The following is a 17,951-nucleotide window of genomic DNA, read 5'->3' as shown; positions in this document are numbered from 1 at the left end:
ATAGAAAACCGTGAAAGACTATACTGTTAAACGCTACCACTCGGACGATTTTACGCTTTGGAATGATTTTATCGACCAAGCGACCAATGCTACATTTTTATTTCACAGAAATTTCATGGAATACCATTCTGACCGATTTCAGGATTTTTCGCTTTTGGTTTTTCAGGAAAACGTCTTGCAAGCGGTTTTTCCCGCGAATTGTATAGACAATCAAATTTTTTCCCACCAAGGCTTAACCTTCGGCGGATTTATTTTTGGTGATGAATTTCCGCTGGGAGAAATCAAAGCCGTCCTCTCGGAAACATTTGGTTTTCTTCAAAAGCAAGGATTTGTACAATGTGAAATCAAAGCCATGCTTCCGTTTTATGCTCCTGTTTTTTTTGCCGAAATGCAGCAAGTTTTATGTGACAAACAATCCAAAATCATCGGACATAAAATGAATTTGGCCATCGATTTCCAATCGGATTATACCATTTCGAAAAGCAAGTTGAAACACTATCGCCGATTGCAATCGGAAGGTTTGGAGGTGAAAAAAGAAGCCGATTATACTGTTTTTTGGCAGAAAGTGTTGGAGCCTTTATTGCTGGAAAAATACCAAACGAAACCTTTGCATTCGTTAACAGAAATCAATTCGTTGCAATCGAAATTTCCTGACAATATTGAACAATATAATGTATACCGTGACGGAGAAATATTAGCGGGAATTACGCTTTTTAAAACTGCTACTGTGATTAAATCGCAATACGGCGCTACGACCGAAAACGGGAAAAAATTCCGAGCTTTGGATTATCTTTTCCTGTATTTGATTGATTGTTTCAAAGCCGATTATCATTATTTCGATATGGGAACGGTAGACGATAACAGTGAACTGGGCTACAACGAAGGTTTGTTGAACCAAAAAAAAGAGTTGGGTTGTAGTGTCTATTCTCAAAATATATTCCAAATTGCACTATGATAAAATTCCTCGACTTACATAAAGTAAATCTTCCTTACCAAACGGCTTTTCAGCAGAAAATGCAGCAGCTATTGGATAAAGGTTGGTTTGTTTTAGGCGATGAAGTACAGAAGTTTGAACAACAATTCGCCCTGTACACTCAATCGAAATATTGCATAGGTGTAGGCAACGGATTAGATGCGATGGTGCTGATTTTTAAAGCGTATATCGAATTGGGATTGTTGCAAAAAGGCGATGAAATTATAGTGCCGGCCAATACATACATTGCCAGCATACTTGCCGTTTTACAAGCCGATTTGACGCCGGTTTTAGTCGAACCCGATGCAACCACATTCAACCTCAATCCCAACGAAATTGAAGCCAAAATCACCGCCAAAACGAAAGGCATTTTAGTAGTGCATTTGTACGGTCAATTGGCCGATATGGAAGCGATTGCAACGATTGGTTCGCATCACAACTTGCTGATTATTGAAGATGCAGCGCAAGCGCATGGTTTGCCTTTTTTAGGAAGTCATGCCAGAGCTTTTAGTTTTTATCCCGGGAAAAACTTGGGTGCTTTAGGCGACGCGGGCTGTATCACTACCAACGATTCGGACTTGGCTAAGGTGTTGTTTGCCTTACGCAATTACGGTTCGGAACAGAAATATTACAACGAGTATTTGGGTGTGAATTCGCGTCTTGACGAAATCCAAGCGGCTTTTTTAAATGTAAAATTACCTCATTTGGACAAAGAAAATGCCGTTCGGAAATCTATTGCGAAAAGATATCTGACCGAAATTTATAATCCTAAAATCCACTTGCCGAAATGTGATGATTTTGAAAAGCATGTTTTTCATTTGTTTGTGATTCGCACGGCTAATCGTGCCGACTTGCAAGACTATCTGAAACATAACGGAATCGAAACTTTAATCCATTATCCGGTGCCACCACACCAACAAAAAGCCTTGTCAGCTTGGCAATCGCTTTCGTTTCCTATTACAGAAGCCATCCATCGCGAAGTGTTGAGTTTGCCTATGAGTCAGGTTTTAACAGTAGAGGAAGTTAGTCACATCATCCGCATTTTAAATCAGTACTAAATGAAATTACCTCAAAAAATAGCTGACTTTTTATGGGTTACTGTCCGAATTTGGAAGTACAATTGGTTGTCCGACGCTAAAAACGTTAAGGGTAAACCTATTCTTTACCATCCGTTGTTGTTGAAGGGTAAAGGAAAAATCAGTTTCGGGAACCATGTTACTATCGGCGTCAAAGCATCTCCATTGTATTATTCGCATTATGCTTTTTTAGAGGCCAGGACGAAAGACAGTGAAATTGAAATTGGAGATCATGTGGCTATCAGTAACGGATTTTCAGTAGAAGCCTATTCAAAAATTACCATCAAAAACAATGTTTTGATTGGGGTGAATTGTTCCGTAACGGATAACGACGGACATCATTTAGAACCTGAAAAGCGAAACGAAACCAACTTGATAGCACTTCCTGTACTGATTGAAGAAAATGTATTTATCGGTGATAATGTTTCCATTTTGAAAGGCGTAACCATCGGGCGAAATTCCGTTATCGGAAAAGGTACTGTGGTCACAAAAGATATACCTGAAAATGCCGTAGCTGCTGGTATTCCGGCCAAAGTAATACGTTTTTTATAGTTTGAAAGCGCTTAAAGACAACATAGTATTAAAGGTATTGTCGCTGAACTCATTTTCAGTTGCCATTAGTTTTGTCTTAGGTGTTTTTTCTTCAAAAATAATTGCGGTTTATTTGGGTTCATCCGGAATGGCCTTGATGGGGAGTTTTAGGAATTTCACCTCTATGATTAAGTCACTGGCAACCTTGGGCATCAGTAATGCCGTAATCAAGTTATTTGTTGAGAATAAAGAGAATAAAGAAGTACTTTCAATTATCTATTCCACATTTTTTTGGCTGTTTTTAGGGCTGTCTTCCTTTTTAGGTTTGCTTGTTTGCGCTTTTGCCGCCCCTATTGCTGTGTTTTTATTCTTTAACGAAGCCTATACTATTCCCGTTCGATTTTTTGGTTTAATGTTACCGCTAATGGTAATTAATACATTTTGGCTGGCTATTTACAATAGTTTTGAAAAGTACAAACGAATAGTCCTTATTCAGATTATTTCCAACATACTGATTTTTGGAGTTACAGCACTTTTAATTTACAAGAAGCTGATTTTTGGTGGCTTGCTATCTATAGTAATCGGAGAAGTAATAATGGTTATGATAACTTTTCTTTTTGTGAGAAACGAGGGCAATTATTTCCGATTTGATCTTCAAAAAGTAGTGCAAAAAAAGCACCTTAAAGTGGTCAGCCAGTTTTCTGTGATGGCTTTATTAAGTGCTGTTCTCATTCCGATAACTTTGATTTTTATTCGTGATGAGCTTGTTAAGAACTACAGTATAAATGAAGCCGGAATTTGGGATGCGGCAAATCGATTATCAGGTTTTTATATGATGTTTTTCAGTTCGGGTTTGACTTTGTATTACATGCCAAAACTCGCTTCAATTCATACCGAAAGCGCCTTTAAAGCGGAGTTGAAGTCTTATTTTAAAATCTTAGTGCCAATCTTTTTCTTCGTATTGACCTTTATTTTTTTAGGAAAGCAGTTTTTATTGGAATTGGCTTTTACCAAAGAGTTTTATGTTATTAATGATTTTCTGATTTGGCAATTGGCAGGCGACTTTATTAAAATCATTACACTGGCTTTTGGCTTTCAAATATTGGTTAAAACCATGATTAAAAGGTATTTTGCCGTTGAATTAGTATTTAACTTGACTTACATCTTATTGGCCTTATTCATGATGCAAAGTGATGGCGCTGCGGGAGCTGTAAAAGCTTATTTTTATGCTAATGTAATCGGTTTATTTTTTGTGCTTTTTTTGTTCCGGAATTTATTTTTTAAAGCAAAAGCGATTTAAAGCGGACTTTACCCACAATTCCAGGATTCCAGATATTTCTCCGCAATTTTGAGGTAATGATGTTCTCTCTCTATAAACGCTCGAGCATTTTTCCCGATAGCCATTATCATTTTCGGATTTTCAATCAAAGTCGAAAGTTCCGCCACCAAATAGTCTGCATCGGGTAGGGCATTGACAGCCACTTTTTCAGTTAAATCATAGTGTTTTTCAAATAGGGCAGAAGCATTGGTAAATACTACTTTGCCTTTCGCCATGGCTTCTAATGCATTGTAACCTTGGTCGTGTCCATACAACTGATCTAAAATAATATGCGCTCGATTGTAACGGTTAATGTATTCGGCATAAGGCACATTCTCTGTAACGGTAATAGTCACTTTTTCGGGGTATTTTTGTTGAATGATGGTCAAGGCTTTTTCAAAAAAATCATTACCTTTTTTAAAGTAACTTTCTCGGTTGATGCCATGGAAAATTTCAATGTTATCGTCAATTTCCATCGGGATGTAGTCGAGTTTATCCAAGTTAATCGGATTCGGAATCATACCCAAATACTTCGGTTGGTTTTGCCATGGCAGATGGTAGTCTAAATCAGAAGCCATTACGCCGCTGCATTTTTCTTGGATAAATAGATGTAATTTTTTAAACGATGGTGTTCTGAATTTCAATACATTCAAAAACGCTTTGTTTGCTATTTTTTCCGCCAAATACGGCTGAACTATCGAAGGATTTTCCGGATGGTCGAAATTGTAATTCACATGTACATAATCGTCGCCGCAACTTAGTAAAAAAATTTTTTTATTGTGGCGAAACAAATAGTCAAGGATTTTGGTCTCGTACCGATAATCGCAATAAAAACTATTTTCATTAATCAGTTGCACTACATCAAAATCCCTAAAATAGTCTTGGTTTTTGCAAAATTGACGATAGGTGAAATAAGAAGTTAAATCGAAGCCGGTCAGTTGTAAAAAGGCTAATTTTACTTTTTTCAGCCATCCGCTATCCCACTTTTTAACTAACGGAAAATCGACCGGATACGCCTTAAAACCATCCTTAAAACCCAAAATAGTTACGTCGTGACCCAAAGCAAGCAAGCCTTCTTTTAAAGAATTGTGTAGCCGACTGTATTCTCCGATGAGTAAAATCTTCATTATCTTCCTATATTTACACAGCCAAAATAACCGCTGCGTTTTAAATACGTTGCAATATAAGTAAGAAATGAACAACAATCGCAAAATCGCAATAGTTTCCGCTTCCCTGGGTGTTGGCGGTGCCGAGCGTTTTGCGGCTACGTTAGGTTCTATGTTGCACGGTTTAGGTTACGAAATCCATCATATCATCATTCTCGACATTGTCACTTACGACTATCAAGGTAAATTAGTCAATTTAGGAAAGCTGTTTGCCCAAGAAAAAGGTGTTTTCAGAGCAGTTAAAAAGGGTAAATACATCGCCCGTTATTTGCAAGAAAACCAAATTGATACGATTGTTGATCTTCGTTCCCGACCGATGTTAGTCAGAGAAATTTTTGCCCAATGGATTTACGGCCAACGAAAAACGTACTTTATGGTGCACAGCGCCAATTTGGAAATGTACTTCCCGAAATCACTGTTTTGGACGAAATGTCTCTATGCGAAAGCCACTAAAATAGTAACGGTTTCTAAAGCAATTGAGCAAAAAATCAAAGCGAAATATGGTTTGACTAATACCCAAATCATTTACAATCCGGTAGTTTTTTCCGAATCTTTAAACGATAAACCAAACGGTTTGCCCGATACGTATTTTTTATTTTTTGGCCGATTGGAAGATGACATCAAAAACCTGTCGCTTTTGCTGGATGCTTATGAACTGTCGGAGGCTAATGTGAAAGGTGTTCACTTGATTTTACTGGGTGATGGCTCGGATAAAGATAAAATTACTGAAAAAATTCAGCTTAAGAAACTCAATTCATTTGTAAAAATTATTCCGTTTCAAAGCGATGTTTTAGCGTTTGTTCAACATGCGAAAGCGACACTTTTGGCCAGCCGTTACGAAGGTTTTCCGATGTCGTTGATAGAGTCTTTAGCGGCCGGAACACCCGTAATTTCGGTAGATTGTGAAAGCGGTCCGAGTGAAATTATCCAACACGGTATCAATGGGTTGTTGGTCGAAAACCACAAGCCGGAAGCCTTGGCTAATGCGATGAATTTGCTGCTATCCGATGAAAATTTATACCAAAATTGTAAAAATAACGCCAAGCAAAGCGTAGAACATTTATCTTTGAGCACCATTGCTGCTTCTTGGCAACGCTTATTAAACGACTAAATGACCACTGTAGCCGACATCAAAATACTACCAATACCTAAAATTCAAGACGTTCGAGGCAATCTTTCCGTTATTGAAGGCGATGTGATTCCGTTTGCCATGAAGCGTGTTTATTATTTATACGATGTGCCAAGTGGTGCTGAACGCGGAGGTCATTCGCATAAAATGCAACAAGAGTTTTTAGTGGCTTTGAGCGGTAGTTTTACGGTAGTGCTAACCGACGGAAAAGACAAAATCTCGGTAACGCTGAACAAACCTAATGAAGGTTTATTGATTCCTAATGGCATTTGGCGTGAATTGGAAAATTTTTCTTCCGGTTCGGTTTGTTTGGTGATTGCTTCTGATATCTTTGAAGAGGCAGATTACATCAGAGATTACAACAATTTCCTATTATCTAAAAACAGAATTCCCTAAGCCGTAAGTTGCCGCTTGGTTTTTAATTTGTACTAAAAGTTTCAAAATAAAGTTCGGCAAATGAATCAAAATGGTCTTTTTGGTATTCAAACTGCTCAAGTCAATTTGTTGTTGTAACTTTTTTGCGGTTTCTAAATCGCCGCTTAATTTGCATTTGATGACAGCCGAAAACCGGTTCAAATCCAAGTATTTTTTCAACTTAGGATTTTGTTGTTCGAGGAGTGCGTATTTTTCAAAAGTGTAAGGTTCAAAGAAATACTTCAAATTGCGGGAAATACTGCTTTCATCGTAAACGTATCGTGCCAAAGTTTCCCAAATAAATACTACGGGATATGCTAAACCTATGCGAATCCAAAGTTCTGTGTCTTCTGATATTTTAATTTTTTCATCAAATTTTCCAACCTTATCGAAAACCTCTTTGCGAATAGCCACAGCCGAAGTCCAAAGCACACATTCATGCTGACTGGCATCAAAGAAGTTCACTATTTCAAAATCTGATTTTTTTGCAATGGAGTAATACGGAATGAAACGGTTTCGTTTGGTTTCGACCTCAATAGCGCAGGCAAAAACCGAGGCTTCCGGTAGTTTTTGAGTGTAGCTGTACATCGTTTTCAGGAAATTGGGATACCAATAATCATCTGCATCCAAAAAACAAATAAATTCTCCTAGCGCTTTGTCTATTCCGAAGTTTCGGGCTACGGCAACGCCGGCATTTTCTTGGTAGAAGTAGTGAATTCGGTTATCGTTGAAACCTTTAATAATAGCTTCACTCTCATCTGTTGAACCATCGTTAACAATGATAATTTCAAGATCGGTAAAAGTTTGCGCCAAAGCACTTTTCAGCGTTTCATCAATAAATAACGCTTTGTTAAACACCGGAATAATGACAGAGAAAAAAGGCATGCGGCAGTTTTAAATTCAAATATACTCAAAAGAGGTATTTACTTCTTTATAAAATGTTATTTTTGTCGGTAACCATGCAGAACAAGCCCATTCATATCATCAGTTTCGAAAATCCATTTCCACCCGATTTTGGTGGTGTAATTGATGTTTTTTATAAAGTAAAGGCGCTGCACAACATTGGTTTTACCATTTACCTGCATTGTTTTTATGAAAACAGATCGGAAGTTTCAGCCGAGTTGAAAGCCATTACCGAAGCGGTTTATTTGTATAAAAAAAATAAGAATCCTTTCTTCTTATTTTCTGACTTTCCTTTTCCGGTTGTTTGTCGTTTTCGCCCGGAATTGCTAGCGAATTTATCCAAAGTAAAAGCGCCGATTTTTTTTGAAGGCCTGCACACCACCATGATGCTGCGGAAGACCAAATTACCCAATCCGAAGTTTTTGCGATTGCACAATATTGAGTCAAATTTTTACGCCGGTATGAGTCGGAATGAAAGCAATTATCTTAAAAAAATCGCCTACTATTTTGCCTCAAAAAAATACATTAACTACGAAAAGACATTGTCCGATTTTGATCAGGTATTTACCCTTTCGCTGTATGAAAATGAGTTAGCAAAAAAAATCACCGACCACGTAACTTATGTGCCTGTCTTTCATGGTAATGAGCAGGTTAGTCAATTGTCTGAATTTGGGGATTTCGCTTTTTATCACGGTGATTTGCGCTTGGCAGACAATAAAAATGCCGCTAAGTTTTTGATTGACGTATTTGCAGAAATTCCCGATTATCGTTTGGTTATAGCTTCGTCAAATGGGAGAAAAATGATTGAAAAACGAATTGAGAAGTTACCTAACATACAGTTTGTAGTGCTTCAAAATGACGACCAACTCGACGAGTTGTTTGCCAAGGCACACCTCAATGTAATGTTGTCTTTTCAGCAATCGGGAACCAAATTAAAAGTGATAAATGCTTTGTTTAAAAGTCGGTTTTGTTTGGTAAATACTAATATGGTAGACGATCCGGAAATCTTGAAATTTTGTCAAATCGCCGAAACCAAAGCCGAATTTATTGCTAAAATAAAGGAGTTAAAAGACCAATCCTATTTAGAAGCCAAAAAGAGAGAAGATGCTTTCAACTCAGTATTGAATGATGCTAAAAATGCTCGAAAAATTGAAAAATTCATAAGGTATGACTTTGAATAGAACCCAATTAGCGGATTTAATTTACCAAAAAATCCTAGACCGTAAAGAAAGCTTGTTATTGGCGTTTGGCAATGCAAATAACCCTATCCGATATTGGTTTTTAGATGAGGTTTTACCGGTTGAAATTGCCGTCCAAATAGCCGAGGTTTTTCCTAAGCCTAACGCAATGGTTTTGAAGAAAAGCTTACGCGAAGACAAGTACATTGCCGCGCAAATGAATTTGTACCATCCGTTACTCGAAGAAATAATCTATGCCTTTCAAGACCAACGCATCGTGGCTTTGATTGGTGAAATTTGTGGAATAGAAAAACCTATTCCCGATGATAACTTGTATGCCGGCGGGATTTCCTTAATGGGTAAAAACCAGTTTCTGAATCCGCATTTGGATAACTCGCACGACAAAGACCGCAACTTGTGGCGCGTACTCAATTTACTCTATTACGTTACGCCGGATTGGGATGAAGCTTACGGCGGTAATTTGGAGCTGTGGCCCAACGGTTTGTCGCAATCTCCAATTACTATTCATAGTAAATTTAACCGTTTGGCCATTATGGAAACCCATAGTCATTCGCTGCATTCGGTCTCACCGGTAGTTTTTGATGGATATCGTCGTTGTGTGTCGAATTATTATTTTTCCGAAAAACCATTGCAGGCCGAAGATACTTTTCATGTAACTTCTTTTCGAGGTCGTCCGGAAAACAAAGTGACGGATTTGATTTTACAAGCGGATACCTTCTTACGCATGTGTATTAGAAAAGTTTTCAAAAAGGGCATTAAGGAGAACCCACACGTGTATAAAAAAGAGTAGCAACTTATTGCAAATCATTACAGCAATATGTTGCAATTGCGTTTTTTAAAAATGTTTAAACGGTTTTCTGCACTACTTCAAAAATAGTGTTGTCCTCGCATTTCAAGGTTTTCGATGGGAATTTCATCAACAAGGCATAATCGTGGGTAGCCATGATGACCGTTTTGCCGTTCTCGTTGATTTTTCGCAATACACCCAAAACTTCGGCACTGGTTTGCGGATCTAAGTTTCCGGTAGGCTCATCGGCCAATATCAATTCAGGATCATTCAGCAATGCACGGGCAATGGCGACTCTTTGTTGTTCTCCACCCGAAAGTTGGTGCGGCATTTTGTTGGCAATGCCTTTTAAACCTACGCGGTCTAGAACGTCATCGATTTTTGATTGCATTTCTTGTTTGTCTGTCCAGCCGGTAGCTTTCAACACAAACAACATATTTTCGTTTACAGATCGGTCCAACAACAACTGGAAATCTTGGAACACAATTCCGATTTTACGTCTCAAAAACGGTATGTCTTTTTCTTTTAAATTCACCAAATCATAACCTACAATTGTACCGCTACCTTCTGTTAAAGGCAAATCGCCGTACAAGGTTTTCATAAAGCTACTTTTCCCGGTCCCGGTTTTACCAATGATGTAAAGGAATTCTCCTTCTTTTACTTCCAAGTTCACTTGCGATAAAATCACGCGATTTTCTTGATAAATGGTAACGTTTTTCAAAGATAAAACTGTTGCTGACATGGCTAAATGGGTTTATTGGGTAAAAATAGTAAATATAAATTCCAAATTCCAAATTCCAAATTCCAAATTGTCTCATCGAATCGAATTGAACTGTGAATTTCAACGCGCCAAAATTGTTTACAACAATGTTTATAATAAATAATAGGCTTTTTGCGTTATAGGTTTTAGAGTAATATTTTTGAATAAATAAAAAAATTCACCATGCGTAACGTTTTAATGTTATCATTTTTGTTGGGATTGTCAGCGGTTCCAACGATTTCCGCCCAACAATCTGCTATTTACACTCACGAATTATCCGAGTTTGACAAGGCAGTGTTGTTATACAAAGACAAGCAATACCAATCCGCCCAAATTTTGTTTGAGCGCGTTAAGCAAAACAATAAAGAACAAGAGGTAGCAGCCGATTGCGCCTATTACATCGCCAATTGTGCCATTCATTTGAATCAAACCAATGCCGATGAGTTGATGGAGCAATTTGTGAAAGATTATCCAACCAGTTCCAAACAGAATCAAGCGTACATCGAAGTGGCGCAGTATTACTTTGAGCAAGGAAAATTTCCGCAGGCTTTACAATATTTTGATAAAGTAGACGAAAGCGCATTGACCTACGAGCAAACGGAAAAATTCACCTTCCAAAAAGGTTACGCTTATTTCACAGCCGGCAATAAGAAAGAAGCAGATGCATACTTTAAAAAGGTGGTGAACTCCAAAGAATACGGCACACAAGCCAATTATTATTTGGGCTTCATGAAGTATGAAGACAACAATTATCAAGACGCCAATAAGTATTTTGAAAAAGTAGAAAACGAAGAAAAATACAAAGAAAAATTATCCTATTTCAAAGCCGATATGCATTTCAAAGCCGGCGAGTTTGAAAAAGCGATTCAGGCCGGATTGAACGCTATGTCGAATTCCAATGCCGTCGAAAAATCGGAATTGAATAAAATTATAGGCGAAAGTTATTTTAACTTAAAACAATACGATAAAGCGCTGCCGTATCTAAAAGAATACAAAGGCAAAAAAGGCAAATGGAATAACACCGACTTTTACCAATTGGGTTACGCTTATTACATGCAAAAAGATTATGAAAACGCGATTTTGCAATTCAATAAAATCATAGACGGAAAAGATTTTGTAGCTCAGAATGGCTACTACCATTTGGGTGAATGTTATTTCAAAACCGATAAAAAGCAACAAGCTTTGAATGCTTTCAAAAGCGCTTCTGAAATGGATTTCGACAAAGCTATTCAAGAAGATGCGAGCTTAAATTACGCCAAATTGAGCTACGAAATCGGAAACTCTTACCAATCGATTCCCGATGTATTGGCGGCGTTCTTGGCAAAATATCCGAATTCGCCTAGCAAGATTGAGATTGAAACCTTGTTAATCAACTCGTATATCACTTCGAAAAACTATAAAGATGCGTTGGTTTTATTAGAGAAAAACAATACTGAGACTAACAAACCGGCCTATCAAAAGGTAACCTTCTACCGCGGTATTGAATTGTACACCGACGGGAAATACCAAGAAGCTTTAGCCATGTTTAAAAAATCGGCAACTACTGCCAGAACCGAAAAATTCACCGCCAGAGCTACGTTTTGGAAAGGCGAAACCGAATACGTATTGGATAATTTCGGTGAAGCGTTATTGAGTTTCAAACAATTTTTGGGCTACGCTGCCGCCAGAGAAACACCGGAATACAAAAACATTAACTACAATATTGCTTACGCTTATTTCAAACAGAAAGAATACGAACAAGCCGGAAATTATTTCCAAAGTTATATCGATGCCAACAAAGACGACAAAGTGCGTTTGAACGATGCGTATTTGCGTTTGGGAGATTCTCGATTTGTGACTTCCAAATACTGGCCGGCTATGGATGCTTACAACAAAGCAATCGAAATGAAAGGCATCGACGCAGATTACGCCGCTTTCCAAAAAGCGTTGAGCTACGGGTTTGTATCGCGCAACGACAGAAAGATTGAAGACTTCAATAAGTTTTTACAAAATTTCAAAACGTCGAAATACCGCGATGATGCGTTGTTCGAATTAGGCAATACGTATGTGGCGGAAAACAAAACCGATTTGGCTGTGAAAACCTACGACCAATTGTTGGCTGAATTTAAAAACGGTTCTTTTGCTTCCAAAGCGGTTTTGCGTCAAGGTTTGGTGTATTACAACGGTCAAAAAGACGAATTGGCCTTGGCTAAATTCAAAAAAGTAGCCGCCGATTATCCGAGAACGCCGGAAGCCTTAGAAGCGGTTTCAACGGCGCGTTTGATTTACATGGATAACGGTAAAGTAGACGAATACGCGTCGTGGGTTAGAACACTTGATTTTGTGGAAGTTTCTGATGCCGAATTGGATAACGATACTTACGAAGCGGCCGAAAAACAATACTTGCAAAACAATACCAAACAAGCCATTTCCGGTTTGAGCAGTTATGTGTCGAAATTCCCGAACGGGATTCATGCGCTGAAAGCCAATTTCTACTTAGCACAATCGTATTATGCCGACGGTTTGGAAGCCAATGCCGTTTCGGGTTATGAGTTTGTAATCAGCAAAAGCCGAAGCGAATTTACCGAGCAATCCCTAGCGCGTTTGTGTGAAATTCACTTAAAGAAGAACGATTACACCAAAGCGGTTCCGGTGTTGAAACGTTTGGAAACTGAAGCTGATTTTCCTCAGAATGTCACTTTCGCCCAAGCCAATTTGATGCGCGCGTATTACGAGCAAAAGGATTATGCCAACGCCGTGGTTTATGCCGACAAAGTTTTGACAAATCCCAAAACCGATAACAAAATCAAAAGTGATGCGCAAATCATAGTAGCCAGAGCGGCAATTCAGGTGAACGACGAAGCCAAAGCCCGAACCGCTTATGCTAAACTGCTAACCATTGCTAAAGGCGAATTGGCAGCTGAAGCGTTGTATTACGAAGCCTATTTCAAACACAAAGACGGCAAGTTTGAAGACTCGAACAAAACCGTTCAAAAATTAGCCAAAGAGTATTCAGGATACAAATATTTCGGGGCAAAAGGTTTGGTTATTATGGCCAAAAACTATTACCAGTTGAAAGACAATTTCAGCGCGACTTCCATTTTAGACAGTGTGATTAAAAATTTCACGGCTTATCCGGATGTTGTTGCCGAAGCGCAAACCGAGTTGGATATGATTAAAGGAGAAGCCGCAAAAACGAACTCTTCCGTAACCGAATAAATTTTCTGTGAATCTCCGAGTTTCTCTGTGAACCTCTGTGTAATTATAAATTAGATATGAAACAAGTAAAATATATAGCAGCCGTCCTTTTTGTAACCCAAATCGCCTTAGCCCAAAAGAAAGACGAAAACATTGGGACCGAAGTAGTCAACGTAGTGAAACCTTATACACCAACCATTTCCGACGCTTTTAAAGTGAAAGAAATGCCTTCGTTGGATGATGAGGAAACACTTAAAAAAGAGAATATCAAGTACAATATTTTTTCTTTTCCGGTAGCGTCCACTTTTGCGCCGGCTAAAGGAAAAGCCGCCGGTGTAGACAAATCACCTCAGGAGAAAATCTTCAGCAACTATTTAACCTTAGCGGCCGGGAATTACGGTACAGTAAATGCCGAATTGTTTGTCACCGAAAATGTAAGCAACACGGATTACTTCGGTGGCTCGTTACGCCATAGTTCTTCTCAAGGAGGCATTGACGGCGTAGTTTTAGACGATAAGTTTATGAATACAAACTTGGATTTAACTTATGGAAGTCGTACTAATGCCATGAATTGGAACGCCGATTTGGGTTACCAACACCAAATTTACAACTGGTACGGTTTTTATCCCGAAACGATTACGCCTGAAACTTTGGCTACTATCGATGAGCAACAAACTTATCATACGCTGTATGTAGGCGGTCGATTGGGCTTAAAAAATGTTTTAAAAGAAAGTTCGGTTAAGTTTACCCGTTTTTGGGATGCTTTCGGATCGGCTGAAAATCGTTTTGTAGCCAAGCCATCTTTAGAGTTTGATATTGTTGAGCAAAAAATCAAAGCCGATTTTGTATTGGATTATATCAGTGGTTCATTCGATAAAAACATGGTTGGGAATACCGGTTTGAAATACGGTTTTACCAATGTAGGTTTTCAACCGAGTATCAAAATCCAGAAAGACGATTTAACGGTGAATGCCGGAGTAGGTTTCTTTTACAGCGCTGCTCAGGAACAAGGCGAAAGCAAGTTCTTCATCTATCCGCAAGTAACCGGTTCATACAGAGTGGTAGGCGATTTGATGATATTTTATGCCGGAATCGAAGGCGGATTGAAGCAAAACTCATTCCGTGAATTTGCTCAGGAAAACTTCTTTGTTTCTCCCACGTTAATCGTAGCGCCAACCGATCAGAAATATGATGTTTATGTTGGTTTAAAAGGAAAGTTGGCCAACAGTGTGAGTTATAACATCCGTGGTTCTTATCTAAACGAAGACAATCGCGCTTTGTTCAAAAGCAACGGTTACGAAGAATTGGTTGGGTTTGAAGGCTACCAATACGGGAATTCATTTAAAGTTGTTTATGACAAACTCAAAACCGTAAGTTTCTTTGGCGAATTAAAAGCTGATTTATCTAAAAATGTAACTTTCGGAATCAATGGAACATTCAGTAGCTACTCGACCGATGTTGAAAACGAAGCTTGGAACTTACCCGCTCTAAAAATCGGAACTAATTTAGAGGTAAACATCACCCAAAAATGGTACGCCGGCGCTAATTTGTTTTTTGTAGGTGAGCGAAAAGATTTTGCCCATTTTGCCTCTTTAACACAACCTACTTTTGACACTGAAGTTACTTTAGACAGTTTCTTTGACTTGAATGCACACGTAGGATACAAACACAGTGAGCGTTTGACTTTTTTCTTAAGAGGCAATAACTTGGCCAACCAAGATTACCAACGTTGGTTGCATTATCCGGTACAAGGATTGCAAGTATTAGGAGGCGCGAATTATAAGTTTGATTTCTAAAAAAGTGCCTAAGTTGCTGAGAACCTAAGTTACTGAGTATTATAACTAAGGTACTCAGCTACTCAGTTACTCAGCCACTCAAAATGAAACAACAAATCCTCGAATACTATAAACAACTAGTTCAAGACCGCATTGATGTTTTCCAAGACATGATTTCCGGCTTGACCGATGACGCGCAAAACGATGCCAAAGGTTCAGCTGGCGACAAACATGAAACAGCTTTGTCGATGATGCATTTGGAGCAGGAAAAACTCAACCATAAATTGCAAGAAGTCTTAGCCCAAAAAGCGATATTGGATAAAATTGACGCCTCTGTTTCATCTCAAAAAGTAGCTTTAGGCAGTTTAGTGCAAACCAACGGCATGTGGTTGTTTGTCAGTACAGCTTTGCCTAAAATAACAATAGAAGGTAAAACTATTTTTGCTATTTCTCCACAGTCGCCTTTGGGAGGAAAGTTGATGGGGAATGGTGTAGGTTTCCGGTTTGATTTGAACGGTAAATTTTACAGTATTGAGAGTTTAGATTGATTTTTGAAGGATTACAACATAAACACCTTTGTTTTTAAATTCCTTTATCGGCTTGTAATTGGCCATTATATAGTCATAAACATCATCTTCAACATTGAAAATATTAGAGTAAAAAATGTAGTTACTGTTATTACCAATTGTGTAATTGTCAAAAATTCTCTGGTCTTTATTCAAGTCAATCTCTTCTATTGAATAATAATTAGGAAAAAAGGTGTCTACGTCCTTGAAATTAATTCCTTCATTATCCAAAAAATGAATGGCTTTCAATCTGAGGTCATAGTATGGTAAATGCGCTAATGTTGAATCCCATCCTTTGGATATTTTTGGAGGGTAAATCCAAAAATTGCCACTCAATCCAATCAACAACCAAATGGCTATTACTGTGCTTTTCCATTGTTTACTTGTAAGGTTAGAGAATGCAATTGAAGCTGTGAGTAAAGCAAATGTTATATACAAGGGCATTAAATATCGGTGTGCCAATAGATTTTTTGCCCAAAGCATATTCAGTGGAAGCAGGATAAGAATGATTAGAAACGCAAAGAATAGAATGTGTTTCTTTTTATCATTAAACACAGTTTTTTTGAATCGTAACAGAAGCATAAAAAGTACAATCCAAATGCCAACTCTTCCAAAGTCAAGTATTCTCCATCCTAACAGACCAACATTAAAAATGAATCCTTTGAAATCAACTCTTTCAAAACAATCAGCCCATGGAGAATCTTTATGGTATCCAATCCAGCCTTTTTCGCAGTAATGATAAATACTAAACGAGACAAAAATTACAAAGGCAGGCCAATAGAGCAATGATCGCTTAAGTAAGGCTTTTACTTTTTCAGTATTGATTAAATTATTATATCCATAATTTCTGTAAATGTCAATGAATACCAAGCAAACAGATAGCATCATACCTCTCATACTGGTTAGAAAGAGACCTAAAACCCCAATTAAGATTATCTCTTTTTTATTGTTCATTATCGAATTTAAGGTCAATAAAAAGAAAAACATCAAAGGTATATCAGGTGAGACTAATGTTATTTGACTCATTAAACTCGCGTCAATAAAAATTAACAGCAAAGCAATACCAACATACTTTTCGCTGACGAATCGTTTGCATAAATTGTATAACTGCCAAACAATACCAACAGCAAAGGGCAGCATAGCCATGTGACTCACCTCAATTGTTCTGCCAAAAAGCTTCCATACTAAGGCTATGTACATTCCAAAAGCAGGAATATGACCGCTGTCAAATTCTTCAGGTAAAAGCAACTCAGAGAAATTGTTAAAATAGTAGTAGCTTCCGTGTTGTGAGGCTAGTTGTATGGTATCCCAAAAAAAGCCGTTGTTTCTATTTATAAAAATCAGCAAAACAACTATAAAAAGGGTTAGCCAAAGCAATAGCTTGTTGATAAAGTTTATGTTCATTTATTGAAATAACTTGGATTTGTAAATTTTGTTCTTGCTCGAAAAGTATTTAAGGGAAGTCAGTAGTACCCCTAAACCATATTGTAAACTTCTGGAAAAGTTTATCGATGAAGCGTCTTCAAAATATTTGGTAGGACAGGTAATCTCAGCGATTTCATAGCCTTTATACAATATCTGGGCGATGAATTGATTGTCGAAAATAAAATCATTCGAGTTTTTGTTGAAATCAATTTGTTCCAATACTGCACGAGAATAAGCGCGATAACCCGTATGGTATTCCGATAATTTTTGATTCATCAAGATGTTTTGGAATAAAGTCAGAAATCGATTAGCTACGTATTTATAGAATGGCATTCCGCCTTTCAAAGCTCCTTTGCCTAAAATCCTGGAACCAATCACCACCGGATAAACCTCGTTGGCTATCAAATAACTCATAGAGTGAATTAGCTTGGGTGAATATTGATAATCCGGATGGAGCATGATGATGATATCGCCGCCAATTTCCAACGCCTTATTGTAACAACTTTTTTGATTACCGCCATAACCTAAGTTTTTTTTGTGTATAATGATATGGTTGATTCCTAATTCTTTGGCGATATCTTGAGTATTGTCGCTACTGTTGTCATCCACCAATATCACATCATCCACAATATCAAAAGGAATTTCTTGGTAAGTATCGGATAATGTTTTGCCGGCATTGTATGCGGGAAGTACTACAATGATTTTTTTGTTGTTAATCATCTTTTTGAATTATGAGTGATTATTCTCATTGT

General features: G+C 37.9%; 16 protein-coding genes. 11 read left to right on the top strand and 5 right to left on the bottom strand.

Annotation, left to right across the window (positions count from 1 at the left end):
* The first annotated feature begins 10 nt into the window (after nucleotides 1–10).
* From Q0M21_RS08345 to Q0M21_RS08330, 4 genes are read left to right on the top strand one after another with little or no spacing between them, the layout of a single operon-like run.
* Nucleotides 11–955 (top strand): GNAT family N-acetyltransferase, encoded by a 945-nt coding sequence (locus tag Q0M21_RS08345; protein ID WP_295336957.1) that lies wholly within the window; start codon nucleotides 11–13, stop codon nucleotides 953–955.
* Entirely contained in the window at nucleotides 952–2,031 is a 1,080-nt protein-coding gene (locus Q0M21_RS08340) for a DegT/DnrJ/EryC1/StrS aminotransferase family protein (RefSeq protein ID WP_295336954.1), read from the top strand. Before Q0M21_RS08345 ends, Q0M21_RS08340 begins: the two co-directional genes overlap by 4 nt.
* A complete protein-coding gene (locus tag Q0M21_RS08335; protein ID WP_295336952.1) occupies nucleotides 2,032–2,601 on the top strand; it encodes an acyltransferase in 570 nt (189 codons plus the stop codon).
* A gap of 1 nt (nucleotide 2,602) precedes the next feature.
* A complete protein-coding gene (locus Q0M21_RS08330; protein ID WP_295336950.1) occupies nucleotides 2,603–3,880 on the top strand; it encodes an O-antigen translocase in 1,278 nt (425 codons plus the stop codon).
* An 8-nt stretch (nucleotides 3,881–3,888) separates the two neighbouring features.
* On the opposite strand, the gene Q0M21_RS08325 is transcribed toward Q0M21_RS08330, so the two are convergent.
* Nucleotides 3,889–5,025 (bottom strand): glycosyltransferase, encoded by a 1,137-nt coding sequence (locus Q0M21_RS08325; RefSeq protein ID WP_295336947.1) that lies wholly within the window; start codon nucleotides 5,023–5,025, stop codon nucleotides 3,889–3,891.
* Between the two features lie 67 nt (nucleotides 5,026–5,092).
* On the opposite strand from Q0M21_RS08325, the gene Q0M21_RS08320 reads away from it, so the two are divergent.
* Together Q0M21_RS08320 and Q0M21_RS08315 are read left to right on the top strand one after the other, a co-directional pair.
* On the top strand, nucleotides 5,093–6,175 hold the full coding sequence (locus Q0M21_RS08320; RefSeq protein WP_295336944.1) for a glycosyltransferase: 1,083 nt from the start codon (nucleotides 5,093–5,095) through the stop codon (nucleotides 6,173–6,175).
* Complete coding sequence (locus Q0M21_RS08315) at nucleotides 6,176–6,589, top strand: FdtA/QdtA family cupin domain-containing protein (protein WP_295336941.1); 414 nt, start codon at nucleotides 6,176–6,178, stop codon at nucleotides 6,587–6,589.
* On the opposite strand, the gene Q0M21_RS08310 is transcribed toward Q0M21_RS08315, so the two are convergent.
* On the bottom strand, nucleotides 6,566–7,492 hold the full coding sequence (locus Q0M21_RS08310) for a glycosyltransferase (RefSeq protein ID WP_295336938.1): 927 nt from the start codon (nucleotides 7,490–7,492) through the stop codon (nucleotides 6,566–6,568). The two genes, Q0M21_RS08315 and Q0M21_RS08310, sit on opposite strands and share 24 nt — an antisense overlap.
* A gap of 53 nt (nucleotides 7,493–7,545) precedes the next feature.
* Here Q0M21_RS08310 and Q0M21_RS08305 point away from each other — a divergent pair, with 53 nt between their 5' ends.
* Both Q0M21_RS08305 and Q0M21_RS08300 read left to right on the top strand, forming a co-directional pair.
* Nucleotides 7,546–8,691, top strand: coding sequence for a glycosyltransferase family 4 protein (locus Q0M21_RS08305; RefSeq protein WP_295336936.1), 1,146 nt, complete (start codon nucleotides 7,546–7,548; stop codon nucleotides 8,689–8,691).
* A complete protein-coding gene (locus tag Q0M21_RS08300) occupies nucleotides 8,678–9,499 on the top strand; it encodes a 2OG-Fe(II) oxygenase (RefSeq protein WP_295336933.1) in 822 nt (273 codons plus the stop codon). The genes Q0M21_RS08305 and Q0M21_RS08300 overlap by 14 nt, the downstream gene beginning before the upstream one ends.
* Before the next feature lie 55 nt (nucleotides 9,500–9,554).
* Here the strand turns inward: Q0M21_RS08300 and Q0M21_RS08295 are convergent, their stop codons facing one another.
* Nucleotides 9,555–10,238: a cell division ATP-binding protein FtsE gene (locus Q0M21_RS08295; RefSeq protein ID WP_295336931.1), complete on the bottom strand. Its 684-nt coding sequence runs from the start codon at nucleotides 10,236–10,238 to the stop codon at nucleotides 9,555–9,557.
* 201 nt (nucleotides 10,239–10,439) lie between these two features.
* Here Q0M21_RS08295 and Q0M21_RS08290 point away from each other — a divergent pair, with 201 nt between their 5' ends.
* The 3 genes from Q0M21_RS08290 (at nucleotide 10,440) to Q0M21_RS08280 (ending at nucleotide 15,756) form a co-directional block, all read left to right on the top strand.
* A complete protein-coding gene (locus Q0M21_RS08290) occupies nucleotides 10,440–13,454 on the top strand; it encodes a tetratricopeptide repeat protein (RefSeq protein ID WP_295336928.1) in 3,015 nt (1,004 codons plus the stop codon).
* 56 nt (nucleotides 13,455–13,510) lie between these two features.
* The gene (locus Q0M21_RS08285) at nucleotides 13,511–15,229 is read left to right on the top strand and encodes a TonB-dependent receptor (protein ID WP_295336926.1); all 1,719 of its coding nucleotides are present in this window, start codon (nucleotides 13,511–13,513) and stop codon (nucleotides 15,227–15,229) included.
* Between the two features lie 83 nt (nucleotides 15,230–15,312).
* A complete protein-coding gene (locus tag Q0M21_RS08280) occupies nucleotides 15,313–15,756 on the top strand; it encodes a hypothetical protein (protein ID WP_295336923.1) in 444 nt (147 codons plus the stop codon).
* Here the strand turns inward: Q0M21_RS08280 and Q0M21_RS08275 are convergent.
* Both Q0M21_RS08275 and Q0M21_RS08270 read right to left on the bottom strand, forming a co-directional pair.
* Nucleotides 15,748–17,178, bottom strand: a complete 1,431-nt coding sequence (locus tag Q0M21_RS08275; RefSeq protein ID WP_295336920.1) for a hypothetical protein — start codon at nucleotides 17,176–17,178, stop codon at nucleotides 15,748–15,750. The genes Q0M21_RS08280 and Q0M21_RS08275 overlap by 9 nt on opposite strands.
* A complete protein-coding gene (locus Q0M21_RS08270; RefSeq protein WP_295336917.1) occupies nucleotides 17,179–17,919 on the bottom strand; it encodes a glycosyltransferase family 2 protein in 741 nt (246 codons plus the stop codon).
* Nucleotides 17,920–17,951: the final 32 nt, after the last annotated feature.

Source organism: Flavobacterium sp., from assembly GCF_024710485.1.
GTDB lineage: Bacteria > Bacteroidota > Bacteroidia > Flavobacteriales > Flavobacteriaceae > Flavobacterium.
This window is presented reverse-complemented; position numbering and strand designations above follow the sequence as displayed.